Raw genomic sequence first — 23,093 nt, 5'->3', positions numbered from 1 at the left:
GGTTGCGATGGGCTCTCAACGGCCAGCCGGTGCGCCCTACAGCGACAACTTCGAACGCTTCGGCAACTGGGCGCGCAGGAACGCCATCTGGTCGGAGAGGATGTTGCGGTTGGACAGGATCAGGTGCTCGATCCAGCTCGGCCGGTACGGCACCGCCAGCAGCGGCATGTGCGCCTGCTGCGGCGTGCGGTTGGCCTTGCGCGAATTGCACTGGAAGCAGGCGGTGACCACGTTCTCCCAGGTGTCGCGCCCGCCCTTGGAGACCGGCATCACGTGGTCGCGGGTCAGGTGTGGGCGGCTGAAATGCTGGCCGCAATACATGCACAGCTGCGCGTCGCGCGCGAACAGGGCGGTATTGCTGAGTGTGGGCGTGGGGTCCAGCGCGCGCGAGCGGGCATGGCCACGGGCGGCGATGATGGGGTGCAGCTCCAGCGTGCTGCGCTCGCCGGTGAGCCGCGAGATGCCGCCGTGGATCTGCATGCAGGGTTCGCCCAGGGTCCAGGACACGGCGTCGCGTGCATACAGGCAGGCCGCATCCTGCCAGTTGATCCAGTCCAGGACCCGGCCATGCGCATCCAGCGAAAGCAGGCGCAGGGTAGGCAGCTGCTGGATTGCAGCGACAGCGCTGCCCGCGACCGGGGCAGTGGTGCCTCCGGGGAAGATCACATCACCTACGTGCGTGTCTGTCTCCATCGGGACAACAGCTTATACCCGATCGTTGACAGTTTGTGTATCGCAGCTAGCAGTGTTGGCGCGTGTCTTGCAGCTAATGGCTTGGCACGGACGGAGCTGGCCGCGATACCGCCATGCTGCCGGATCGATCGTTGGGCGCGTTGATGGCGTTGGTGGATCGGACGCGCGCAGCTGGGCACGAGGCCTTGCCGATCGATTCCACCTCGTCGCGGCCAGGTCCGCTCCTACGACGGCGGCAGACCCGGGCGACGATGTCGCTCAGGCCTCGCCGAACAACTCCGCTTCCAATGACATCAGCGGGGCGGCGCCGCTGCGGATGGTGGCGGCGTGGGTCAGCGTGCGCGGCAGGAGACGGGCGAAATAGAAGCGTGCCGTCTCGCGCTTGGCGCGCTTGAAGTCCTCGCCCTGCGCGGAGGCATCGGCGGCCGCCACGCTGCGCGCCCACCAATACGCCAGCACCACGTAGCCGGAATAGAACAGGTAGTCGTAGCTGGCCGCACCCAGTTCGTCCGGGTTGCGCGCGGCGCGGTCGAGCACGTCGCGGGTCAGCATGGCCCATTCGCTGGCCTTGTCGCGCAGCGGTTTGATGAACTCGGCCAGTGCCGCATTGCCTTCCTGTGCCTTGGCGAAGGTTTCCACGTCTGCCAGGAACAGCTTGAGCCCGGCGGCCTGGCTGGCGGCGGTCTTGCGGCCGATCAGGTCCAGCGCCTGGATGCCGGTGGTGCCTTCATAGATGGTGGTGATGCGGGCGTCGCGGGCCAGCTGCTCCATGCCGTATTCGCGGATGTAACCGTGGCCGCCGAAGCACTGCAGCGCATGGTAGGTGTTTTCGATCGACCATTCGGTCTGGCAGGCCTTGCAGATCGGAGTGAGGAAGCTCACCAGGGTCTCGGCATCATTGCGCTCCTGCTCGCTGGCGCCGCGGTGGGCCAGGTCGACCAGGCTGGCTGCGTGCAGCGCCAGCAGGCGGCTGCCTTCGGTCAGCGACTTGATGGTCAGCAGCATGCGGCGCACGTCCGGGTGCACGATGATCGGGTCGGCCGGTTTGTCGGGTGCCTTGGCGCCGCTGAGCGCGCGCGACTGCAACCGCTCGCGGGTGTAGCGCAGGGCGTTCTGGTAGGCGCGCTCGGACAGGCCGATGCCTTGCAGGCCCACGCTCAGGCGCGCAGTGTTCATCATGGTAAACATTGCCTGCAGTCCCTTGTGCGGCTGGCCGACCAGATAGCCCTGGGCGCCTTCGAAGTTCATCACGCAGGTCACCGAGCCCTTGATGCCCATCTTGTGCTCGATCGAGCCGCAGTGCAGCGCATTGCGCTCGCCCACGCTGCCATCGCGGTCCACCTTGAACTTGGGGGTGACGAACAGCGAGATGCCCTTGGCGCCGGCCGGGGCATCGGGCAGCTTGGCCAGCACCAGATGCACGATGTTGTCGGTGAGATCGTGCTCGCCGGCGGTGATGAAGATCTTGGTGCCGGTGATGGCGTAGCTGCCGTCGGCATTGGGCTCGGCGCGGGTCTTGAGCAGGCCGAGGTCGGTGCCGCAGTGCGGTTCGGTCAGGCACATGGTGCCGGTCCAGCGGCCGTCGATCAGCGGCTTGAGGAAGACCTCCTGCTGCCAGGCCTCGCCATGCTGGCGCAGCGCCTCGGTGGCGCCATGCGAGAGCAGCGGGAAATTGCCCCAGGCCAGGTTGGCGGAATTGATCATTTCGTTGAGCGGCACGCCCAGCAAATGCGGCATGCCTTGCCCGCCGAATTCCGGTTCGGCGGTCAGCCCGTTCCAGCCGCCTTCCACGAACTGATCGTAGGCAGCGCGGAACCCCGGCGGCGTGGTCACCGCGTGGGTGCTCTTGTCGAACGCGCAGCCGATTTCATCGCCCACGCTGTTCAGCGGCGCCAGCACCTGACTGGTGAAGCGGCCGGCCTCTTCGAGCACGGCATCGATGATGTCGGCACTGGCCTCGGTGTAGCCGAGCCGGGCGAACAGGGCTTCGGCGCCCAGGACGTCGTGCAGGGCGAAACGGAAGTCGGCCAGTGGTGCGGTATAGCTGCTCATGCGGGATCCTTCGAAGACGGTACGAAACGCGTGCGCGTCAGCGCAGCACGCCGTTGAGGCCGGGGGCCGGGCTGAGCGTGTTGCGCGATTCCACCGCGAACTCGCGTTGTTTCTTGTCCTGCGGGGTCGCCCAGACGGTGCCCTTGAGGGTGTAAGGCAGCGAGCGGCCGCCAGCGAGCACGTCGGCCACGGTGATCCGGCCCAGCGAGGTGGGTTGCAGGCTGACGGTGACCACATCGGCGGTTTCCGGGCCGATCGAGATGCCCACGGCCTGGTCGAGCTTGCCGGCCACCTGATCGTCGGCGGAGATCTCCAGCGACACGCGCTCGAACTGCATCGGGATGCTGCTGTAGTTCTGCAGGCGCAGGTCCACCGACCACGCGCCGTCGGCACGCACGGTGAGTTGCTGGATGCTGGCTGCCGGCTCGGATACACGGCGCACCGCGCCGCCACAGCCGCTCAACAGCAGGCCGCAGGCCAGCAACACGATCAGGAGGCGATAGGCACGACGCATGTAGGTGGGTCCTTGGCGATGAGGCGGCGCCAAGAATACTACGCAGTACGGGCAGCGCCTCGCGGCCTGGAGCGGCTCACCGAATATCGCCGGCAGTCGTCCGCTGGGTGTGGAGGGCGTGCAAGAAGCCGGAATGGACGAGTGGACCATGCCGCACCGGGTACCGGCCGCGCCTGCCCGGCGGTTGCGCAGTGGTTGTGTTGGCTGATCCAAGGCGACGTCGCTCTGGCCGATCGTCAGGCAGCCCGATTTACAGCAGTGGCGCGGCCACGATCAGCGGCGACAGGTCGTAGCCCATCCGGGTGGCCTGCGCCTTGAGCTGCTCGAACTGCGCGCGCGGCATCTGTGGCGAGCGCGACAGGATCCACAGGTAGTTGCGGTCCGGCTCGCCGACCACTGCCCATTGATAGTCCGGGTCCAGTGCGATCACCCAATAGTCCGCCCACACCAGCGGCAACCAGCCCAGCCATTCCGGGGCGAAGCGCACCTGCAACTGGCCGGGTTGGCCCTCGACCGGGCGCGCCACGCCGTCGGCCTGGACCAGCTCGCCGTTGGCCGTGCGGCAGCCATTGCGCACCCCGATCAGGCCATCGTCGCGCAGCGTGTAGCTGGCGGTGATGTCGCCGCGGCACTTCTTCTGGAACGACACCGGCAGGTGCGCGATCTCATGCCACTGCCCGGCGTAGCGCGAGAGATCCAGCTGCGGCACCGCACGCACCGGTTGCTGCGCAAGCGCCGTCAGCGGCAGCAGGGCAATGCATGACAACAACAGGCGGGGCAGGCGCATGGCGATCTCCGGTTCACGCGCGCAGGCTAGGCCATGCACCCCGCCGCGCGGCGTGAACCGGCGCAAGGAACCGGCTGCCGAGGCAACCTGCGACAAAGTTCGTCACAACGCTTGCCCAAACTGCGCCTGCTCGCTATGATGCGCGTCCTCGCAACGCAGGCATCGTGTTGCAGGTAAGTGGCCGAGTAGCTCAGTTGGTAGAGCAGGGGATTGAAAATCCCCGTGTCGGCGGTTCGATTCCGTCCTCGGCCACCATTTTCTGCAGGCCTTCGTTCGCAAGGCTTTCCGGTCATCACCGGGTCGTTGTCTCTCCTCGCGTTGCACTTGATCCGATCGCTTTTTGCGGCGGTGCAAATCTGAGTGTGTGGCGCAATCGGGCTTTGCCAGGCAGTGCTCTGGTGGCATCACGCGGCTGACTGCCGGCTTCGGGCAGTGCTTGCGTCAGGGCACCGTAGTCGTGATGTAACGGCGTGATTTTCCACGCGATCTTCAACCCGGCGTGGCGATACTTCGCGCATGACGCACAACACCCTCCGACGCACATTGATCCACGGCTACTGCGGCGAATTCCGCGTGGAGACGATGGAAAGTCAGGCCCCCGGCCAGACACGGTGGTTCTCGACTGCGTTTGTCTATCACCGCGACCGTAGCGCGCCGATCGCCACGATCGAAGGCGCCGGAGAGGGCGAGTATCGCGGCGACGCGCGCGAGCAGGCGTTGCGGGTGGGATCGTGCCTGGCGGAGTTTCTGGATCCGAAGGAATACCGCACTGGCGAAACCGCAGGCGAGTAGTCGCGCGGTGGGATGGTCGCAGGCGGGGTCATCGGCAATTTTTTTCCACTCACAGCGTATCCGGGCGCGATTGACCAGGCACGCGCGTCGGCGCGCATGAGCGTGGCGTGTAGTCGATGCAGCGAACCGGCCGTGTCAGGCAGTGGGCAATTCGGTTGCATGAGCGCCCCTCGTCGTAAGGGAAAGGCTCATCGATGTGAGGGAGCAACTCACCGACGCCAACTAGACTGGGGGCACGGGAATGGCCCCGCGGAGAACACCACTTGAACGATTCCCGTCACGAAGAGCTGCGAGCGCCCCTGATCAGCGAATCTCGCAGCCTGCCTGTCGAGAAGCACCGCTCGGATATCTTCTTTGCTGCGGTGGAAACCACGCGCATGCCGATGACGGTGACCGACCCGCATCTGCCGGACAACCCGATCGTGTTCGCCAACCGCGCGTTCCTGGAAATGACCGGGTATTCGGCCGAGGAAATCATCGGTAACAACTGCCGTTTCCTGCAGGGCCCGGAGACCGATCCGGCCAGTGTGCAGGACGTACGCGAGTCGATCGAGAATCGCCGCGAATTCGCCACCGAAGTGCTGAACTACCGCAAGGACGGCTCCTCGTTCTGGAATGCGCTGTTCATTTCGCCGGTGTTCGACGATCAGGGCAACCTGGTGTATTTCTTCGGCTCGCAGCTGGACGTGAGCCGTCGCCGCGACGCCGAAGATGCACTGCGTCAGGCGCAGAAAATGGAGGCGCTGGGGCAGCTGACCGGCGGCATCGCGCACGATTTCAATAATCTGCTGCAGGTGATGTCCGGGCATCTGGAAGTGATCCAGATGATGGCCTCCGGCGATGCCGCCAGGAATGCCGAGCGCATTGCCTTCAGTGCCGAGCATGCTGCAACCGCCGCAGCCAAGGCCGCCACGCTCACCCAGCAATTGCTGGCGTTTTCGCGCAAGCAGAAACTGCGCGGGCGGGTAGTGAACCTCAATGGCCTGGTGTCGGGCATGAACAACATGGCCGAGCGCGCGCTGGGCGGCGGTATCAGCATGCGGCAGTCGCTGGAAGAGGGGCTGTGGAACTGCCAGATCGATACCACGCAGGCCGAAGTGGCGTTGTTGAACGTGTTGATCAATGCGCGCGATGCGATGGCGCAGTCCGAACGCAAGGAGGTCACCGTGCAGACGCAGAACGTGGAGATCACCAACCACGATCTGGCGATGCACCACCAGCTGGCTCCCGGCCGTTACGTCAGCATTGCGGTCAGCGACACCGGTTCGGGCATGCCGCCGGAAGTGGCCAGCCGGGTGATGGAGCCGTTCTTCACCACCAAGGAAGAAGGCCAGGGCACTGGCCTTGGGCTGTCGATGGTGTACGGGTTCGTCAAGCAGTCCGGGGGCACCGTGCGCATCTACAGCGAAGTGGGCGAGGGCACCACGGTGCGCCTGTATTTCCCGGCGTCCAGCGAGTTCGAGAACGATCTGCAGGCCGCCAAGAGCCGTGCGATCGACAAGGGTGGCAACGAGACCATCCTGGTGGTGGAAGACAAGCAGGATGTGGCAGTGGTGGCCAGGATGTTCCTGGAGAACGCCGGCTACCGCATCCTCTCCGCATCCAGCGGACGCGAGGCAGTGGGGTTGCTGGAGCAGCACCCGGAGGTGGATGCCTTGTTCACCGACCTGATCATGCCCGGTGGCATGAACGGGGTGGTGCTGGCGCGTGAAGCGCGCCGCATGCTGCCCAGGATCAAGGTACTGCTGACCACCGGCTATGCCGATGCCAGCATCCAGCGCACCGATGTGGGCGGAGCGGAGTTCGATGTGGTCAACAAGCCGTACACGCAGAAGGAATTGCTCAAGCGAATCCGCATGCTGCTGGATGGGCCAACCGGGGTGGGCTGAGTCTGCAGCAGTCCACGCGACCGACTGAGGTAGATCGTTTCAGCAGGAGGTTCGCTTCATTCGGTTCCGACCCATCGCGGCCGATGCCTTCAATCCCCAATCCCGAATCCCGAATCCCGAATCCCAACCCGACTATTCCTCGCCCAGCGGCGCCACATAGCCTTCCGGCTTGTCGGCATTGCGCTCGAACAGGAACTTTTGCAGCTCGGTTTCGAGAAAGGCGCGGTGCTTGGGGTCGCGCGGCGACAGCCGGTTTTCGTTGATCAGCATGGTCTGGTGCGCCAGCCACGCCTGCCAGGCGGTCTTGCCGATCTGCGCGAACACGCGCTGGCCGAGTTCGCCGGGGTAGGGCACGAAATCCAGGCCTTCGGTATCGCATTGCTGGTACTGGCAGAACACGGTGCGGGACATGCGATTTCCTTCGAAGCGATTAGAGCGACTCAAGCAACTTGCGGATCGGTGCGGGCAGGCCCAGCGATGCGAGATCTGCGCGGGCCACCCAACGCAGGGCGTCATTGTCGCGCACCGCCGCGCGCAGCGCGACCTTGCGCAGGCGCAGCGGCTGCAGATGCAGGCGGTAATGGCTGAAGGTGTGCACCAGCAGCGGCAGCGCGTCGGCGCGCTCGTAGTCGCCGTCGACATGGTCGGCGAACCAGGCGCGCATGCCACTGTCGGTCTCGGCCTGTGGCAGCGTCCATAGCGAGGCCCAGATGCCGGTGGGCGGACGCCGCTGCAGCAGGATCTGGCCCTGCGTGTTTTCCAGCAGCAGTGCAGTGGCTTCGCGCTCGGGCAACACCTTCCCCGGTTTGGGCGTGGGCAACGCATCCACCAGCCCTTCGCAGCGCGCGACGCAGGCCTGCTGCAGTGGGCACACGATGCAGGCCGGCCTGGCGCGCGTGCACAAGGTGGCGCCGAAATCCATCTGCGCCTGGGTGTAGTCGGCCAGGCGGCCCTCGGGCACCTGTGCAACGTGCATGGTCGCCAGCTGCCATAGCTGCTTTTCCACCACCGGCAGCCCGGGGTAGCCGGCAATGCCGTGGAAGCGCGTCAATACGCGCTTGACGTTGCCGTCCATGATCGGGAAGCGCGCGTTCCAGGCCTGGCTGAGGATGGCGCCGGCGGTGCTGCGGCCGATGCCGGGCAGCGCGAGCAGTGCATCGACATCGCGCGGCAGCTCGCCATCGTGCAGGGCGACGCATTGCTTGGCGGCGGCATGCAGGTTGCGCGCGCGGGCGTAGTATCCCAGCCCGGCCCAGTGCGCCATGACGCTGTCGTTATCGGCGGCGGCCAGATCGGGCAGGGTTGGAAAGCGGGCAACGAACTTCTGGAAGTAGGGGATGACCACCGCAACCTGGGTCTGCTGCAGCATGATTTCCGATAGCCAGACCCGGTACGGCGCACGCGGATGCTGCCAGGGCAGATCGTGGCGGCCATGGCCGTCGAACCAGCGCAGCAACGGGGCGACGAAGCTGTCGGGAGAAGAAGCGGCGGGATCGGCGGGCATGAGGTCTGCTGGCTGGAAAGAGAGAGGCTGGGGGCATGTTTGAACCGCCGGACCATGACATAGCCTGCCGGCCATCGTGGCCGGCCGGCGATGGTGCAGCGTGCGGGGCCGTCGCCGTCGCCTGGCGATCTGCGAGGCCTGGAGCGGCCAATGCGACGTAGCGAGCAGTGATCAGGTGCAGACGGTCCGCCGTGACTACGTCCCGGGTCCCCGGTCCCCGGTCCCGAGTCCCGGCTCTCACTCAGCCGCCCAGCGCCTCCGGCAGCAAGGCATCCACGAACGCCACCGGGTCGAACACGCGCAGGTCTTCCGGGCGTTCGCCGATGCCGGCGAAACGGATCGGGATGTTGAACTCGCGCGCCAGCGCGAACACCACGCCGCCCTTGGCGGTGCCATCGAGCTTGGTCACCACCAGGCCGGTGACGCCGACCGCCGCATGGAACTGGCGCAGCTGCGAAATGGCGTTCTGGCCGGTGGTGCCGTCGATGACCATCAGCACTTCGTGCGGGGCAGCGGCGTCGATCTTGCCGAGCACGCGGCGGATCTTGCCCAGCTCGTTCATCAGGCCGGTCTGGGTGTGCAGGCGGCCGGCGGTGTCGGCGATCAGTACATCCGTCCCGCGCGCCTTGGCGGCCTGCAGCGCATCGAAGGCCACCGATGCGGCATCGGCGTTCTGCCCCTGCGCAATCACCGCCACGCCATTGCGGTCGCCCCAGGCCTGCAGCTGCGCCACCGCAGCTGCGCGGAAGGTGTCGCCGGCGGCCAGCATCAGGCTATGGCCTTCGTCCTTGAAGCGCTTGGCGAGCTTGCCGATGGTGGTGGTCTTGCCGACGCCGTTGACGCCAACGGTGAGCACCACGAACGGCTTGAGCGAGCGGTCGATCACCAGTGGCTTGGAGACCGGCTGCAGCAGCGCGATGAGGTCGGCGCGCAAGGCCTTGAACATGGCCTGTGCGTCGGCGAATTCGCGCGACTTCATGCGCTTGCGCAAGCCTTCCACCAACGCGGTGGTGGCGCCGATGCCAACGTCGGCGGTGATCAGCGCGGTTTCGATCTCGTCGAGCAGGTCGTCGTCGAGCTTGGGATTGCGCGAGAACAGGCCGCCGAAGCTGCGCGCGAAGCTGCTGTTGCGCAGCCGCTCACGCCAGCCGGGTTTGCCGGCCGGGGCAGCGGGCAGGGCATCGTGCTGGCCGACGATGCTGTCGCTGTCCTGCGTGGCCGGCGCCGGGCTGCTGACGATGGCGGGTGCGGTGACCAGTGGGATGGCGCTTGCGGGAACGGCGGCAGGGGCTGGGGAAGCCGTCGAGGGTGCTGCCGGCGGTACGATGGCCGGCGCAGCGGCGACCGGCGGGATGGCCGCTGGGACGGCAGCAGCAGGTGCTGCGCCCGATGGTGTGGTGGCCGGTGCCGGCTGCGTCGGGGGGGCTGCCGCGGGGGAGGGCGCGGCAGCAGGTGCATTCGGGGCGTCCTGCGGCTGCACGACCACTGGCGGAACCACCACCACCGGAGTCGGCAGGGTTGGCGCAGCGCTCGGTGCCGGGTCCGGCAGGGCCTGCAGGGCGGAGGGGGCGGTTGCGGCAGGCGGCGTCGGCGCGGTCGGCACCGCAGCGATGCTCTGCGCCTGGCCGGTGCGTGCAGCGATGTCGCGCGCAAGCTCGTCGGCCGGGGTAACAGCCGGCTTCGGGGTCTCCACCGCCGGTGCAGGCGTTGCGGCTGGCGCGGGCGTGACTGGCGTTTCGGTGGCCGGCGCTGTGCCGGTCTGCGCAGGCGTCACGGCCTCGAGCGGCGAGGCGGGCGTGGCGGCAGCCGGTGCGGTGGGGAATGCGGCTGCCAGTTCTTCCAGGCTGTAGCGCGAAGTACGCGAGCTGTCGGGCGTGGTGGGCTTGTTGCGGCGGAAAAAGCTGGCCATTGGCAACGCAGTAGGGGAAACCGGGAAGTCTACCATCCGGGTCCCGGCGCACCTTGACGCGCCCTTCAGTGCTGCGCTGTCGGACCGGTGCCGGCCCTGGCCTCAGCGAGCCCTGCCATGCTGCCGAATTCGGCATTTGTGCCAGCGCTGTGTCAGCGCGTCGATGCGCACCTACAACTGTCCCTTGAGGGCACGGTAATCGCGCGGCGTCATGCCGACGGTGGCCTTGAACTGGCGCGCGAACGCGCTCTGGTCGGCGAAGCCGCAGCGCTGGCCGATGCTGGCGATACTGTCGTCGCCGTAGAGCAGCCGCATCGCCGATTCGATGCGCAGCTTGGTCAGCAGCTGCTGCGGGGTAACCTGGAACACGCGGCGGAAGTGCCGCTCCAGCTGCGCCACCGACAGCCCGGCCAGGTCGGCCAGCGCCTGCACGCGCAGGTTGTCGCCGAAGTTGGCCTGCATGTGATCCATCACCTGGCTGAGCCGTTCGTAGGCCGAGTGACGGCTGTCCGGCTGGCCCAGGTCGCGCGAGATGCCGACCACGCCGATCACCTCGTTGGCCTCGCACAGCGGGCGCTTGAAGGTCAGGCACCAGCCGGGCAACCGGTTGGGATACAGGTGCACTTCCAGCTGGTTGTCGATGAGTTCGCCGAGCAGCACGCGACGGTCCTGCATCATGTAACTGCCGCCTAGCGGCAGCGGGAACACTTCCAGTGGCGAACGCCCGATGATCTCGCTGCGCAGCTTGCGCCCGAGCCGGCGCACCAGGGTGAGATTGCAATGGGTGTAGCGGCCTTCGCCATCCTTGATGAAGAACACCACGTCCGGCAGCGCATCGAACAGCGTCTGCATCTCCAGCGCGGGAAGGTTGAGGTCCATCAGGGTCATGGTGGCAGTCACGGTTGAACGGCTGTACGACAGGTGCAGCCCGTCCCTGATCCTAGCGCAAACGCGTGGCCTGAAGCAGCTTGGCGATTGTGCGGATTTCCGCATTTTCACTTCGCATTGCACGCTAGTCGTTCGCGTGCCGGCGATGGGAGCATGGGCCATGCACACCATCGACGTCATCGACTCCCACACCGCCGGCGAACCTACCCGGGTGGTGCTCTCCGGCTTCCCCGACCTGGGCGAGGGCGACCTGGCGCAGTGTCGCGAGCGCTTTGGCCGCGACTTCGATCGCTGGCGCAGCGCCATTGCCTGCGAACCGCGCGGCTCGGACACCATGGTGGGCGCGCTGTTGCTGCCGCCGCGGGACCCGGGCGCCTGCACCGGGGTGATCTTCTTCAACAACGTGGGCTATCTGGGGATGTGCGGCCACGGCACCATCGGGGTGGTGCGCACGCTGGCGGAACTGGGGCGGATCGGGCCAGGGCAGCACCGCATCGAAACCCCGGTCGGCACCGTGGGGGTGGAGCTGGCCGCCAACGGCACGGTGTGGGTGGACAACGTCGAGAGTTATCGCGCCGCCGCCGGCGTGGAGGTGGACGTGCCGGGCTACGGGCGCGTGCGCGGCGATGTGGCCTGGGGCGGTAACTGGTTCTTCATCACCGAACAGGCGCCGTGCGTATTGGACCTGGCGCATCAGCGCGAGCTCACCGCGTACACCGAGGCGATCCGGCTGGCGCTGGAAGCGGCCGGGATCACGGGGGAGGCGGGTGGCGAAATCGATCACATCGAAGTCAACGGCGCCGCGCCCGACGGCAGCGGCGTGGCGCGCAATTTCGTGCTGTGCCCGGGGCTGGCCTACGACCGTTCGCCCTGCGGCACCGGCACCAGCGCCAAGCTGGCCTGCCTGGCCGCCGACGGCAAGCTGGGCGAAGGCGAGCGCTGGGTGCAGCAAGGCATCCTGGGCAGCGCCTTCGAGGGCAGTTATCGGCTGAGCGGGCGTGGCATTGCGCCGCGCATCAGCGGGCATGCGTACATCACTGCGCGCTCGCAGCTGATCATCGATCCGGCCGATCCGTTTGCCTGGGGCATCGTGGCCTGATGCACGCCTCGCGGCCCGCGCCTGCGCCTGCAGTGGCCGCGTCGTCGCGTGGTCCTGCAGCGGCGCCGAGCACGCCTGCGGTGGGCGCAACCCGCGCCGGGTCCGGCAGCGCTGCCGCCTCCACTCGGCGCAGCTACGACCTGATCGTGATCGGTGCCGGCATCGTGGGAGCCGCCTGCGCCGAGGCCGCGGCGGGCGAGGGCCTGCGTGTGGCGATCGTGGAGCCGGGGCCGATCGGTGGCGGCTCCACGGCAGCGGCAATGGGCCATCTGGTGGCGATGGATGACGACCCGACCGAGCTGGCGCTGTCGGCCTATTCGCTGCGCCTGTGGGAGCGTTTCGCCACGTTGAGCGAGGCCGAATTCAGCCGTTGCGGTACGGTGTGGGTGGCCCGCGATGCACGCGAACTGGCGGCGGTGCCGGCCAAGATCGCGCGGCTGGCAGCGGCCGGACTGCACGCCGAGGCCGTCGATGCGCAGCAGCTGTATGCCCTGGAGCCGCAGTTGGTGCCGGGCCTGGCCGGCGGCATGCGGGTGCCCGACGAAGCGGTGGTGTACCCGCCGCGCGTGGCCCGGCATCTGGTGGCGCTGGCCTGTACGGCGGGCGCGCACTTGTTCGCTGGCCGCCGGGTGGCGCAGTTGCTGGAGCAGGGCGTGCGCCTGGACGATGGGCAGCAGCTGGCCGGACCGGTGCTGGTGGCCAGCGGCGTGGCGCTGCCGCAGCTGCTGCCGGAGCTGGCCCTGCGCCCGCGCAAGGGCCACCTGGTCATCACCGACCGCCATCCCGGGCTGATCCGGCATCAGTTGCTGGAACTGGGCTATGCCGATTCGGCGCATGGTGCCGACGACACCAGCGTGGCCTTCAATGTGCAGCCGCGGCCCACCGGGCAATTGCTCATCGGTTCGTCGCGGCAGTTCGGCGAGCACGATCGCGCGCTGTCGATGCCGGTGCTGCAGCGCATGCTGCAGCGCGCATTCGCGTATTTGCCGGTGCTGCGTGAGCTGCAGGCGATCCGCGTATGGACGGGCCTGCGTCCGACCACGCCGGACGGGCGGCCGTATCTTGGGGCGGTGCCCGGCCGGCGCGATGTCTGGGTAGCGGCAGGGCATGAGGGGCTGGGTGTCACCACGGCGCTGGGGAGCGCACGGGTGATCGTGGACAGCCTGCTCGGGCGCACGCCAGCCATCGACCCGGCGCCGTATGCACCGGCGCGCGCCGTGCAGGGGCATGCCGCATGAGCGCGACGGTGCGCCTGCAGGTGGATGCGCAGCCGGTGGAGGTGCCTGCCGGTGCCAGCGTGGCGGCCGCGGTGGCGCAGGCCACGCTGCAGTTCCGGCAATCGAGCAGCGGGCAGCCGCGTGCGCCGCTGTGCGGCATGGGCGTGTGTTTTGAATGCCGGGTGCGCATCGACGGGATCGGCCAGCAACGCGCCTGCCTGGTGGAGGCACGCGACGGCATGCAGGTAGGCACCGATGGCTGAGCGCGTCCTGCATTTCGATGTGCTGGTGATCGGTGCCGGCCCGGCCGGGTTGGCGGCCGCGCAGGCAGCGGCCGGTCACGGCGTGCGCGTGGGCGTGGTGGACATGCAGCCGCGCGCGGGTGGGCAGGTGTGGCGCAGTGATGTGCGGCACGGCGCGCCGGCCGATGCACGCGCGTTGCTGCAGCAGGTGGGCGATACCGCTGCGATCACGCTGCTGACGCGCACGCAAATCGTGCTGGCGCAACCGGGTTGGCTGCTGGCCGATGGCCCGGACGGCACGCTGCAGCTGCATTACGCCGCGCTGGTGCTGGCCACCGGCGCGCGCGAGCTGTTGCTGCCGTTTCCGGGCTGGACGCTGCCCGGCGTCACCGGCGCAGGCGCGGCGCAGGCGCTGGCCAAGCAGGGCTGGCCGCTGGCCGGCAAGCGTGTGCTGGTGGCCGGCAGCGGGCCGTTGCTGTTGGCCAGCGCTGCGACCTTGCAGCGGCAGGGCGCCACGGTGCTGGGCATCCACGAACAGGCGTCGGCGGCGGCACTGCGCACGTTTGCCGCGCAGCTGTGGCGCTGGCCGGGCAAGGCCGCGCAGGCAGTGGCGCTGCGGCTGCAATTGCATCGTGTTGCCTATCGCGCCGGCAGCGTGGTGGTGGCCGCGTATGGGGATACGCAGCTGCGCGAGGTGGAGATCGATGGCCCGGGTGGGCGCACCCGGATTGCCTGCGATCAGCTTGCGGTGGGCTACGGCCTGGTGCCCAACACCGAGCTGGCGCAATTGCTGGGCTGCCAGCTGGAGCCCTGCGGCGCGCATCGGCAGGTGCAGGTGGATGCCTTGCTGCGCACCAGCGTCACCCAGGTGTTCGCGGCCGGCGAAGCCTGCGGCATCGGCGGACGCGATTGCGCGCTGGTCGAAGGCGCGATGGCCGGACATATGGCGGCCGGCGCGCCGGACGACGCGTTGCGGCTGCAGCCGCGCCGGGGTACGGCGCGCGCGTTCGCCACGCTGTTGCAGCAGCAGTTCGCGCTGGACCGGCGCATCCACGTCCTGGCGCGGCCGGACACCCTGGTCTGCCGCTGCGAAGACGTGCCGCTGGGTGCGCTGGACAGCTTTCACGATGCACGCGACGCCAAGCTGGCCTCGCGCTGCGGCATGGGCGCCTGCCAGGGCCGCATCTGCGGCACCGCGCTGGCCGAACTGGGCCGCTGCCTGCCCGATCTTTCCACCGACGCCGGCCGCCGGCCGCCGTTGTTCCCGGTCCGCCTCGCGGCGCTGGCCGATCCGTTCACTTCCGACTCGCAAGGGAATCCTCCATGAGCATTGCTGCGTTCTGGCACGGCGTGTTGCCGGCCATCACCACCCCGTTCACCGCCAACGGCGAGATCGACCACGACTTCCTCGGCAAGCACGCCAACCAGCTGGTGGACGCCGGCTGCACCGCGATCGTGCCGCTGGGCTCGTTGGGCGAAGCGGCCACCTTGAGCGTGGACGACAAGCTGGCGATCCTGCGCACCCTGGTCACTGCCCTCAACGGCCGCGTGCCGGTGGTGCCGGGCATCGCCAGCCTGGCGACCGGCGAGGCAGTGGCGCTGGCCAAGGCGGCCAAGGAGATCGGCTGCGGCGGGCTGATGGTGTTGCCGCCGTACGTGTATTCCACCGATTGGCGCGAGATGGGCGCGCATGTGCGCGCGGTGATCGGCGCGACCGATCTGCCGGTGATCCTGTACAACAACCCGGTGGCCTACAAGACCGATTTCGGCCCGGCGCAGATCGCCGAGCTGGCCGCCGAATTCCCGAATCTGCAGGCAGTGAAGGAATCCTCCGGCGATGTGCGCCGCTTTGCCGCATTGCAGGAATTGCTGGGCGACCGCCTGGCGCTGCTGGTGGGCATGGACGATGCCATCGTCGAAGGCCTGAGCATGGGCGCCAAGGGCTGGATCGCCGGCCTGGTCAATGCGTATCCAAAAGAATCGGTACGCCTGTTCGAGCTGGCGCGCGATGGCGGCTACCCGGCGGCCAAGGAGCTGTACAACTGGTTCCTGCCGCTGCTGCGCCTGGATACCGTGCCCACCTTCGTGCAGCTGATCAAACTGGTCCAGGCAAAGGTGGGCATGGGCAGCGAGCAGGTGCGTGCGCCGCGGCTGGTGGTGGCCGGTGCAGAGCGCGAGGCGGCGCTGAAGGTGATCGACCACGCCATCGCGCACGCGCCCAAACTGCCGTGATTGCGCAGGCACCATGACGCTGCGCGCCACGACATTCTGGCAGCGTGTCGCGTCGGCACGCCACCGCCGCTGTGGCGGGCGTGTGCCGATCGATGTGCGGGCCGCACGCAGTGCGACCTGCGCATCGCCTCCCTGGGTAGCCGCTGCGGCACATCGCGCAGTGGCCCATTCCATGCAATCGAAGGTGCCGCAATGAACGACATGCTCCAACCCGTCCTGCTCGCCGGCCAATGGCAGCCCAGCCATGCGGCGAGCGGCAGCTTCCGCGCTGCCGATCCCAGCACCGGCGAGCCGATCGGCCCGCTGTTTCCGGTCAGCGATGCCCAGGACATCGAGACCGCGCTGCGCGCCGCGCAGGCGGTGGCCGCCGAACTGGCTGCCGCACCGGCCGAGCGCATCGCCGCCTTTCTGGAGGGCTACGCCGATGCGCTGGATGCCGACGCCGACACCCTGGTGGCGCTCGCGCACGCAGAAACCGCATTGCCGGCGCCCACGCGTTTGCGCGGCAACGAGCTGCCGCGCACCAGCGGCCAGTTGCGTCAGGCCGCAAATGCGGTGCGCAGCTACAGCTGGACCAACCCCATCATCGACACCGCCGCCGATCTGCGCGCGCATCTGGCGCCACTGGGCAAGCCGGTATTGGTGTTCGGCCCCAATAATTTCCCGTTCGCGTTCAATGCGATTGCCGGCAGCGATTTCGCCTCGGCCATTGCCGCGCGCAATCCGGTGATCGCCAAGGCGCACCCGTTGCATCCGGCCACCAGCCAGCGCATGGCGCAGCTGGCGCATCAGGCGCTGCTGGCCGCAGGCCTGCCGGCGGCGGCGGTGCAGCTGCTGTATCACTTCGACAACGCCATCGGCGTGCGGCTGGCCGGTGATGCGCGGCTGGGCGCGATTGGCTTTACCGGCAGCCGTGCAGGCGGGCTTGCGCTGAAGGTAGCGGCCGACGCAGCAGGCGTGCCGTTCTACGCCGAGCTGTCCAGCGTCAACCCGGTGTTCCTGTTGCCCGGCGCGCTGGCCGAGCGCGGCGATGCGCTGGCGCAGGAATTCTTTGCCTCGTGCACCATGGGCAGCGGCCAGTTCTGCACCAATCCCGGCGTGGTGGTGGTGCCGCACGGCGCGGCCGGCGATGCCTTCGTCGCCGCTACCAAGGCGCATTTCGATGCCGCATTGCCGATGGTGCTGTTCTCGGCCTCCGGGGTGGAGGGCGTGCAACGCGGCGTGGCGAGTCTGCGTGCGGCTGGCGCGGCGCTGCTGGCGGGCGGACATACCGGCGAAGACGGTTTCCGCTACGCGCCTACCTTGCTGAGTGTGGATGCGCAGGCATTCCTGGCCAATCCGCAGGCGCTGCAGACCGAGGCCTTCGGGCCGGTGAGCCTGCTGGTGCGCGCACGCGATACCGCGCAGATGGCGCAGCTGGCGGCCGCGTTCGAAGGCAACCTCACCGGCACCCTGTACCGCGCAGGCGATGGCAGCGACGATGCCGCCTGGCAGGCGATCGCGCCGGTGCTGCGTGCGCGGGTGGGGCGCCTGATCAACAGCAAGATGCCGACCGGTGTGGCAGTGAGCGCGGCGCAGAATCATGGCGGCCCATTCCCGAGCACCGGGCATCCGGGCTTCACTGCGGTCGGCATGCCCGGCGCAATCCGTCGCTTTGCCGCGTTGCACAGCTTTGATGCAGTACCGGATGCGCTACTGCCGGTGGAACTGCGCCAGCGCAATCCCGGCGGCGTGGCGCGCCTGGTGGACGGGCAGTGGAGCAGCGCCGACCTGGGAGCGGGCGCATGAGCGCCCAGATTGGCGGTCTGTCGCTGGATCAGGCGCAGGCGCAACTGGCGCCCTGGACGCGGCGCGCCGCACCGATCGGCCCCGATGAGTATGCGCAGCGCATCGAGCGTGCGCGCGGGTCGATGCGTGCGCACGGCGTGGATGCGCTGTTGATCGGCGCCGGCACCTCGCTGCGCTACTTCACCGGCGTGCCGTGGGGGGCAAGCGAACGGCTGGTGGCAATGCTGCTCACCATCGATGGCGACCCGGCGCTGATCTGCCCGGCCTTCGAGGAAGGCTCGCTGGACGCGGTGCTGCAGATTCCGGTGGCCAAATTCCTGTGGGAAGAACACGAGGATCCGTATGCGCTGGTGGTGCAGGTCATGGACGATCGCCATGCACATGCGCTGGCGCTGGATCCAGGGATCGCGTTTGCCGTGCACACCGGCCTGCGCGCGCATCTGGGCACCGCCATCCGCGACGCGGGCGGCATCATCGACGGCTGCCGCATGTGCAAGTCGGCCGCCGAGCTGGCATTGATGCAGCAGGCCTGCGACATGACCTTGCTGGTGCAGCGCCTGGCCGCCGGCATCGCGCACGAAGGCATCGCTACCGACCAGCTGGTGCGCTTCATCGACCAGGCGCATCGCGCGCTGGGCGCGGACAACGGCTCGACCTTCTGCATCGTGCAGTTCGGGCATGCCACGGCGTTTCCGCACGGCATTCCCGGCGTGCAGCACTTGCGCGAAGGCGAGCTGGTACTGATCGACACCGGCTGCACCGTGCAGGGCTACCACTCCGACATCACCCGCACCTGGAGTTACGGCACGCCCAGCGATGCGCAACGGCGCATCTGGGACCTGGAGCAGGCCGCGCAGGCCGCGGCATTTGCGGCGATCCGCCCAGGTGTGGCCTGCGAGGCGGTGGACCAGGCCGCGCGCGCGGTGCTGGAAGCGGCAGGGTTGGGCCCGGAGTATCGTCTGCCCGGCTTGCCGCATCGTACCGGCCATGGCTGCGGGCTGGCGATTCATGAGGCGCCGTACCTGGTGCGCGGCAACGCACTGCCGCTGCAGCCGGGCATGTGCGCCAGCAACGAACCGATGATCGTGGTACCCGGGCAGTTCGGCGTGCGCCTGGAGGACCATTTCCATGTCACCGACGCCGGCGCGCAGTGGTTCACGCCGCCGTCGCCAGCGATCGATCAACCGTTTGCGTAAGCCTGTACGGGCTCACGCACATGTCGGAGCGCACCCGGGTGCGGCGGGCGCTCCCGCTGAAGCCATTCCGCCGTCCTCGCATCCTGGAGTCACTGCATGAAGCACCTGCGTCCTGTCGCCATCGGCCTGCTGGCCGCCGCCTTGTTCACTGCCTGCAAGCCGGCGCCACCGGCACCGGAAACGGCAGCTGCAGCCACTGCCGCGCCGACCGGCGAACAGGCCGCCCAGGCGTTCGATGCGTTGCTGGACAAGCAGTGGCAATACCAGCTGCAGCACAACCCGGAGTTCGCCAGCATCATCGGCGACAAGCGCTACAACGATCGCTGGAGCGATTATTCGCTTGCGGCCGTGCACGCAGAGCGCGCCGCGACCGCCGACCTGCTTGAGCAGTTCGAAGCAGTGGACGCCAAGGCGCTGGACGCGCAACGCCAGCTCAGCCTGCAGATGATGGTGGGCCAGTTGCGCGACAAGCTGGAGGGCATCGACCTGAAGACCTATGCGATGCCGCTGGAGCCGATCGGTGGCATCCAGCTGGCGTTGGCCGGGTATGGCGATGCGTTTCCGTTCGAAAACGCCAAGGATTACCAGGACTACATCGCGCGGCTGCAGGCCATTCCTAGCGTGATCGCGCAGGTCATCGAGGTGTCGCGCCAGGGGGCCAAGGACGGGTTGGTGCAGCCGCGTTACCTGCTGGAGCGCCTGCCCGAGCAGATCGACAAGATCGCAGCGCTCACCGGCGAGCAGAGCCCGTTCGCCTCGCCATTGAAAAAACTCGATGCGGCGGTGCCGGCCGAGCAGCGCGCTGCACTACGCAAGCAGTTGCTGGCCGCAATCGATGAGCAGGTCCGCCCGGCCTACGGCAAGCTGTCGGCCTTCGTGCGCGACGAATACGCCGCGCAGGGCCGCAGTTCCGAAGGCATCTGGTCGCTGCCCGATGGCGAGCGCCGCTACCGCTACGCCATCCATACCCAGACCACCACCGACATGGCGCCGGAGCAGATCCACCAGATCGGCCTGCAGGAAGTGGCGCGGATCGAAGGCGAGATGACGGTGATCGCCAAGGCGCAGGGCTTTGCCGACCTGGCCAGCTTCCGCAAGGCCGTGGACACCGACAAACGCCACTTCGCCACGTCCGGCGAGCAGATCCTGCAGCAGTACCGCCAGTACATCGCCGCAATGGAACCGGAGTTGCCCAAGCTGTTCGGGCACCTGCCCAAGACGCCGCTGGAGGTGCAGGCGATGCCCGCATTCCGGCGTAGCGCCCCCGGCGCCGAATACTGGCAAAGCAACCCGGAAGGCACCAAGCCGGCCATCGTGAAGGTCAACACCAGCGACTTCGCCAGCCGCACGCTGGTCAACATCGAAACCACCGCCTATCACGAGGGCGTGCCCGGCCATCACCTGCAGATTTCGCTTGCGCAGACGCTGCCGTTGCCGCCGTTCCGCCAGCAGGCCGGCTACAACGCCTACATCGAAGGCTGGGCGCTGTATGCCGAGCGCCTGGGCAAGGAGATCGGCTTCTTCAAGGACCCGTACAACGACTACGGCCGGCTGTCCGGCGAGCTGCTGCGTGCCAACCGCCTGGTGCTGGATACCGGCGTGCACTACAAGCGCTGGAACCGGCAGCAGATGGTGGATTTTTTCCACGCCCATCCGTCCGACGACGAACCCAGCATTCAATCCGAAACCGATCGCTACATCGTCTGGCCGGGCCAGGCACTGGGCTACAAGCTCGGCCAGCTGCAGATCCTGGCGTTGCGCGCGGAAGCGGAAAAAGAGCTGGGCGATCGCTTCGATGTGCGCGCCTTCCATGATGCGGTGCTGGGCGGCGGCGCAATGCCGTTGGCGATGCTGCAGCAGCGCGTGCGGCAGTGGATTGCCCAGGCCAAGACCGCACCGGGAGTGGCCAAGTGAGCGCGTCGCCGGACAGCAGCGTGGTGCGGCTCGGCGCGCTGAGCCTGCTGATCGCCGCCACCGTGGTGGGGACACCGCTACAGGTGCACGCAGCCGAGCCTGCGCCGACTGCGCAGAGTCGCCAGGACACGGCCGCGGCCCGCTTCAAGGCCTTGTACACGCGGGAATGGCGTTGGCGGCAGGCACAGTTGTCCGGCGCGGTGGATGAGGACAACCAGGCCACGCAGGAACAACAAGCCGACCATCTGCCCAATGTGGATGTGGCCACGCAGAACCAGCGCACGGCGTACTGGCAACAAGCGTTGAAGGAACTGGATGCCATCCCGCAGGTGCAGTTGTCTGCCGAAGATCAGGTGAGTTACCAGGTGTACCGCCAGCAGTTGGTGGTGTTGCTGGATCAGCAGCACTTCCGCGCCTGGGAAATGCCGTTCAATAGCGACTCGGCGTTCTGGAGCGATCTTGGCTTCAGTGCCGAAGCCAGGTTGCGCACGCGCGAGGACTACCAGCGCTATCTGAAAATGCTGGCCGATATTCCGCGCTATTTCGCCGAGCACACCGACAACATGCGTGCCGGTCTGGCGCGGGGCTTCAGCCAGCCCAGGGTCACGCTGACCGGGCGCGATCAATCCATCGCCGATGTGGCGCAGGCCAGGGGCGAAGCCAACCCGTTCTACGCGCCGTTCAAACAACTGCCCGCCACGCTGACGGCGCACGTGCAGGCGCAGCTGCGGCAGCAGGCGGTACAGACCATCGACACCCAAGTGGTGCCGGCGTACGCCCGCTTGCTGGACTTCATCCGCAGCGAGTACCAGCCGCGCGCGCGCAGCACGCTGGCCGGCGAGGCGCTGCCCGATGGCAAGGCCTATTACCGCGCGCAGATCCGCGAATTCACCACGCTGGAGTTGAGCCCCGAGCAGATCCACCAGATCGGCCTGCAGGAGGTCGCCAAGCTGCGCAAGCAGATGGACGCCACCATCGCCGAGAGCGGCTTCAAGCCGCCGGCCGGGCAGGCCGTGTTCCCGGCATTCCTGCAATTCCTGCGCACCGACCCGCAGTTCTATGCCAAGACGCCGGAGGAGTTGCTCAAGCAGGCGGCGTGGATCGCCAAGCGCGTGGATGCCAAGGTGGGCGATTACATCGGCCGCCTGCCGCGTCGCCGCTTCGCCATCGAGCCGGTGCCGCCGGAGCTGGCGCCGTTCTACACCGGCGGTCGCGGCGGTCCGGGCATCTATCTGGTCAACACCTACAACCTGCCATCGCGGCCGCTGTACAACCTGACTGCACTGACCCTGCACGAATCCTCGCCCGGCCATGCGCTGCAGATGCCGCTGGCGGCAGAAGCGCAGGGCCTGCCGGCATTTCGCCGCTATGGCTATATCTCGGCCTATGGCGAAGGCTGGGCGTTGTACTCGGAGTATCTGGGCCAGGAAATGGGCATGTACGACACGCCCTACGATCGCTTCGGCTATCTCACCTACCAGATGTGGCGCGCCTGCCGCCTGGTGATCGACACCGGCATTCACCACAAGGGCTGGACGCGCGATCAGGCGCAAGCCTACCTGCGCGACAACACCGCGCTGAGCGAGCACGAAGTGACTACCGAGGTCGATCGTTATATCGCCTGGCCTGGGCAGGCGCTGTCGTACTACCTGGGCGAGTTGAAGATCATCGAGTTGCGGCACAAGGCCGAAGCCGCGCTCGGCGAGACGTTCGACCTCCGCGCCTTCCACGACGCGATCCTGGAAACCGGCTCGGTGCCGCTCCCGGTGCTGGAGCAACGCATCGCCCGTTTCATCGCCGAGGGCGGGACGTCGCCTTGGGCACAGGAGGTGTCGGAGCAATAGCAATGCTGTGAAGCCCCTCTCCCCTGAGAGAAGGTGAGTCGTTCGAGCCCCTCTCCCCTTGGGGCGAGAAGGCACAGTTTGCGCGCCACTGGCGCGCGTGCCTTGGAGCGCCCGCGCCGCAAGCGCGGGCCGGGGCGCGGAGCGGGGGTCGGGGTGAGGGTACGGGCGAAGCTGCGCAGGATCGAAAGGACACGAGGCTGCGCCCGTACCCTCATCCGCCCCTTCGTGGCACCTTCTCCCGGTGGGAGAAGGGGTGTCATTCGAGCCCCTCTCCCCTTGGGGCGAGAAGGCACAGTTTGCGCGCCACTGGCGCGCGTGCCTTGGAGCGCCCGCGCCGCAAGCGCGGGCCGGGGCGCGGAGCGGGGGTCGGGGTGAGGGTACGGGGCGAAGCCGCGCAGGATCGAAAGGACACGAGGCTGCGCCCGTACCCTCATCCGCCCCTTCGTGGCACCTTCTCCCGGTGGGAGAAGGGGTGTCATTCGAGCCCCTCTCCCCTTGGGGCGAGAAGGCACGGTTTGCGCGCCATTGGCGCG

General features: G+C 67.9%; 19 protein-coding genes, 1 tRNA gene and 1 other RNA gene. 12 read left to right on the top strand and 9 right to left on the bottom strand.

Features of this window, described 5'->3' with window-relative positions; all coding sequences use genetic code 11:
- Positions 1-36 precede the first annotated feature (36 nt).
- The 5 genes from HG421_RS10470 to HG421_RS10450 form a co-directional block, all read right to left on the bottom strand.
- Entirely contained in the window at positions 37-693 is a 657-nt protein-coding gene (locus tag HG421_RS10470) for an HNH endonuclease (RefSeq protein WP_169706331.1), read from the bottom strand.
- Positions 694-951: 258 nt separating this feature from the next.
- Entirely contained in the window at positions 952-2,745 is a 1,794-nt protein-coding gene (locus tag HG421_RS10465) for an acyl-CoA dehydrogenase C-terminal domain-containing protein (protein ID WP_169706330.1), read from the bottom strand.
- 37 nt (positions 2,746-2,782) lie between these two features.
- Positions 2,783-3,259 (bottom strand): LEA type 2 family protein, encoded by a 477-nt coding sequence (locus tag HG421_RS10460; RefSeq protein WP_169706329.1) that lies wholly within the window; start codon positions 3,257-3,259, stop codon positions 2,783-2,785.
- A 73-nt stretch (positions 3,260-3,332) separates the two neighbouring features.
- Positions 3,333-3,409: non-coding RNA, sX9 sRNA (locus tag HG421_RS10455), on the bottom strand.
- Positions 3,410-3,509: 100 nt separating this feature from the next.
- Complete coding sequence (locus HG421_RS10450) at positions 3,510-4,046, bottom strand: lipocalin family protein (protein WP_169706328.1); 537 nt, start codon at positions 4,044-4,046, stop codon at positions 3,510-3,512.
- Positions 4,047-4,225: 179 nt separating this feature from the next.
- On the opposite strand from HG421_RS10450, the gene HG421_RS10445 reads away from it, so the two are divergent.
- The 3 genes from HG421_RS10445 to HG421_RS10435 all read left to right on the top strand — a co-directional run bounded on the left by HG421_RS10445 (position 4,226) and on the right by HG421_RS10435 (position 6,727).
- Positions 4,226-4,301, top strand: a tRNA-Phe gene (locus HG421_RS10445).
- Between the two features lie 261 nt (positions 4,302-4,562).
- Complete coding sequence (locus HG421_RS10440) at positions 4,563-4,838, top strand: hypothetical protein (RefSeq protein ID WP_169706327.1); 276 nt, start codon at positions 4,563-4,565, stop codon at positions 4,836-4,838.
- A gap of 263 nt (positions 4,839-5,101) precedes the next feature.
- Positions 5,102-6,727: a hybrid sensor histidine kinase/response regulator gene (locus tag HG421_RS10435; RefSeq protein ID WP_169706326.1), complete on the top strand. Its 1,626-nt coding sequence runs from the start codon at positions 5,102-5,104 to the stop codon at positions 6,725-6,727.
- Positions 6,728-6,859: 132 nt separating this feature from the next.
- Here HG421_RS10435 and HG421_RS10430 read toward each other — a convergent pair whose 3' ends face one another.
- The 4 genes from HG421_RS10430 to HG421_RS10415 all read right to left on the bottom strand — a co-directional run bounded on the left by HG421_RS10430 (position 6,860) and on the right by HG421_RS10415 (position 11,028).
- Positions 6,860-7,138, bottom strand: coding sequence for an oxidative damage protection protein (locus HG421_RS10430; protein ID WP_104542932.1), 279 nt, complete (start codon positions 7,136-7,138; stop codon positions 6,860-6,862).
- Positions 7,139-7,157: 19 nt separating this feature from the next.
- Positions 7,158-8,231, bottom strand: coding sequence for an A/G-specific adenine glycosylase (mutY, locus tag HG421_RS10425; RefSeq protein ID WP_169706325.1), 1,074 nt, complete (start codon positions 8,229-8,231; stop codon positions 7,158-7,160).
- A 241-nt stretch (positions 8,232-8,472) separates the two neighbouring features.
- Positions 8,473-10,140, bottom strand: coding sequence for a signal recognition particle-docking protein FtsY (gene ftsY, locus HG421_RS10420; RefSeq protein WP_169706324.1), 1,668 nt, complete (start codon positions 10,138-10,140; stop codon positions 8,473-8,475).
- Positions 10,141-10,311: 171 nt separating this feature from the next.
- Positions 10,312-11,028 (bottom strand): AraC family transcriptional regulator, encoded by a 717-nt coding sequence (locus tag HG421_RS10415; RefSeq protein WP_082861864.1) that lies wholly within the window; start codon positions 11,026-11,028, stop codon positions 10,312-10,314.
- Positions 11,029-11,188: 160 nt separating this feature from the next.
- On the opposite strand from HG421_RS10415, the gene HG421_RS10410 reads away from it, so the two are divergent.
- The 9 genes from HG421_RS10410 to HG421_RS10370 all read left to right on the top strand — a co-directional run bounded on the left by HG421_RS10410 (position 11,189) and on the right by HG421_RS10370 (position 22,560).
- Entirely contained in the window at positions 11,189-12,127 is a 939-nt protein-coding gene (locus HG421_RS10410; protein WP_169706323.1) for a proline racemase family protein, read from the top strand.
- On the top strand, positions 12,127-13,365 hold the full coding sequence (locus HG421_RS10405) for an NAD(P)/FAD-dependent oxidoreductase (RefSeq protein WP_169706322.1): 1,239 nt from the start codon (positions 12,127-12,129) through the stop codon (positions 13,363-13,365). The genes HG421_RS10410 and HG421_RS10405 overlap by 1 nt, the downstream gene beginning before the upstream one ends.
- A complete protein-coding gene (locus tag HG421_RS10400) occupies positions 13,362-13,607 on the top strand; it encodes a 2Fe-2S iron-sulfur cluster-binding protein (protein WP_169706321.1) in 246 nt (81 codons plus the stop codon). The genes HG421_RS10405 and HG421_RS10400 overlap by 4 nt, the downstream gene beginning before the upstream one ends.
- Positions 13,600-14,913: an NAD(P)/FAD-dependent oxidoreductase gene (locus HG421_RS10395; RefSeq protein WP_169706320.1), complete on the top strand. Its 1,314-nt coding sequence runs from the start codon at positions 13,600-13,602 to the stop codon at positions 14,911-14,913. The genes HG421_RS10400 and HG421_RS10395 overlap by 8 nt, the downstream gene beginning before the upstream one ends.
- Positions 14,910-15,818, top strand: coding sequence for a dihydrodipicolinate synthase family protein (locus HG421_RS10390; protein WP_169706319.1), 909 nt, complete (start codon positions 14,910-14,912; stop codon positions 15,816-15,818). The genes HG421_RS10395 and HG421_RS10390 overlap by 4 nt, the downstream gene beginning before the upstream one ends.
- Positions 15,819-16,010: 192 nt before the next feature.
- Positions 16,011-17,606 (top strand): aldehyde dehydrogenase family protein, encoded by a 1,596-nt coding sequence (locus HG421_RS10385; RefSeq protein WP_169706318.1) that lies wholly within the window; start codon positions 16,011-16,013, stop codon positions 17,604-17,606.
- Positions 17,603-18,802, top strand: a complete 1,200-nt coding sequence (locus tag HG421_RS10380) for a M24 family metallopeptidase (RefSeq protein ID WP_169706317.1) — start codon at positions 17,603-17,605, stop codon at positions 18,800-18,802. The genes HG421_RS10385 and HG421_RS10380 overlap by 4 nt, the downstream gene beginning before the upstream one ends.
- 96 nt (positions 18,803-18,898) lie before the next feature.
- Positions 18,899-20,716 (top strand): DUF885 domain-containing protein, encoded by a 1,818-nt coding sequence (locus HG421_RS10375; RefSeq protein ID WP_169706316.1) that lies wholly within the window; start codon positions 18,899-18,901, stop codon positions 20,714-20,716.
- Positions 20,713-22,560, top strand: coding sequence for a DUF885 domain-containing protein (locus HG421_RS10370; protein ID WP_169706315.1), 1,848 nt, complete (start codon positions 20,713-20,715; stop codon positions 22,558-22,560). The genes HG421_RS10375 and HG421_RS10370 overlap by 4 nt, the downstream gene beginning before the upstream one ends.
- The last annotated feature ends 533 nt before the right edge of the window (positions 22,561-23,093 follow it).

This window comes from Xanthomonas campestris pv. badrii (assembly GCF_012848175.1).
GTDB lineage: Bacteria > Pseudomonadota > Gammaproteobacteria > Xanthomonadales > Xanthomonadaceae > Xanthomonas > Xanthomonas campestris_C.
The sequence above is the reverse complement of the archived record's forward strand: the minus strand, read 5'-3'. Positions and strand labels throughout refer to the sequence as shown.

What these genes read in the sequence shown, in the direction of transcription:
- HG421_RS10470 (WP_169706331.1), bottom strand. Translation starts at nt 693, where the DNA reads ATGGAGACAGACACGCACGTAGGTGATGTGATCTTCCCCGGAGGCACC.
- HG421_RS10465 (WP_169706330.1), bottom strand. Translation starts at nt 2,745, where the DNA reads ATGAGCAGCTATACCGCACCACTGGCCGACTTCCGTTTCGCCCTGCAC.
- HG421_RS10460 (WP_169706329.1), bottom strand. Translation starts at nt 3,259, where the DNA reads ATGCGTCGTGCCTATCGCCTCCTGATCGTGTTGCTGGCCTGCGGCCTG.
- HG421_RS10450 (WP_169706328.1), bottom strand. Translation starts at nt 4,046, where the DNA reads ATGCGCCTGCCCCGCCTGTTGTTGTCATGCATTGCCCTGCTGCCGCTG.
- HG421_RS10440 (WP_169706327.1), top strand. Translation starts at nt 4,563, where the DNA reads ATGACGCACAACACCCTCCGACGCACATTGATCCACGGCTACTGCGGC.
- HG421_RS10430 (WP_104542932.1), bottom strand. Translation starts at nt 7,138, where the DNA reads ATGTCCCGCACCGTGTTCTGCCAGTACCAGCAATGCGATACCGAAGGC.
- mutY (WP_169706325.1), bottom strand. Translation starts at nt 8,231, where the DNA reads ATGCCCGCCGATCCCGCCGCTTCTTCTCCCGACAGCTTCGTCGCCCCG.
- ftsY (WP_169706324.1), bottom strand. Translation starts at nt 10,140, where the DNA reads ATGGCCAGCTTTTTCCGCCGCAACAAGCCCACCACGCCCGACAGCTCG.
- HG421_RS10415 (WP_082861864.1), bottom strand. Translation starts at nt 11,028, where the DNA reads ATGACCCTGATGGACCTCAACCTTCCCGCGCTGGAGATGCAGACGCTG.
- HG421_RS10410 (WP_169706323.1), top strand. Translation starts at nt 11,189, where the DNA reads ATGCACACCATCGACGTCATCGACTCCCACACCGCCGGCGAACCTACC.
- HG421_RS10405 (WP_169706322.1), top strand. Translation starts at nt 12,127, where the DNA reads ATGCACGCCTCGCGGCCCGCGCCTGCGCCTGCAGTGGCCGCGTCGTCG.
- HG421_RS10400 (WP_169706321.1), top strand. Translation starts at nt 13,362, where the DNA reads ATGAGCGCGACGGTGCGCCTGCAGGTGGATGCGCAGCCGGTGGAGGTG.
- HG421_RS10395 (WP_169706320.1), top strand. Translation starts at nt 13,600, where the DNA reads ATGGCTGAGCGCGTCCTGCATTTCGATGTGCTGGTGATCGGTGCCGGC.
- HG421_RS10390 (WP_169706319.1), top strand. Translation starts at nt 14,910, where the DNA reads ATGAGCATTGCTGCGTTCTGGCACGGCGTGTTGCCGGCCATCACCACC.
- HG421_RS10385 (WP_169706318.1), top strand. Translation starts at nt 16,011, where the DNA reads ATGAACGACATGCTCCAACCCGTCCTGCTCGCCGGCCAATGGCAGCCC.
- HG421_RS10380 (WP_169706317.1), top strand. Translation starts at nt 17,603, where the DNA reads ATGAGCGCCCAGATTGGCGGTCTGTCGCTGGATCAGGCGCAGGCGCAA.
- HG421_RS10375 (WP_169706316.1), top strand. Translation starts at nt 18,899, where the DNA reads ATGAAGCACCTGCGTCCTGTCGCCATCGGCCTGCTGGCCGCCGCCTTG.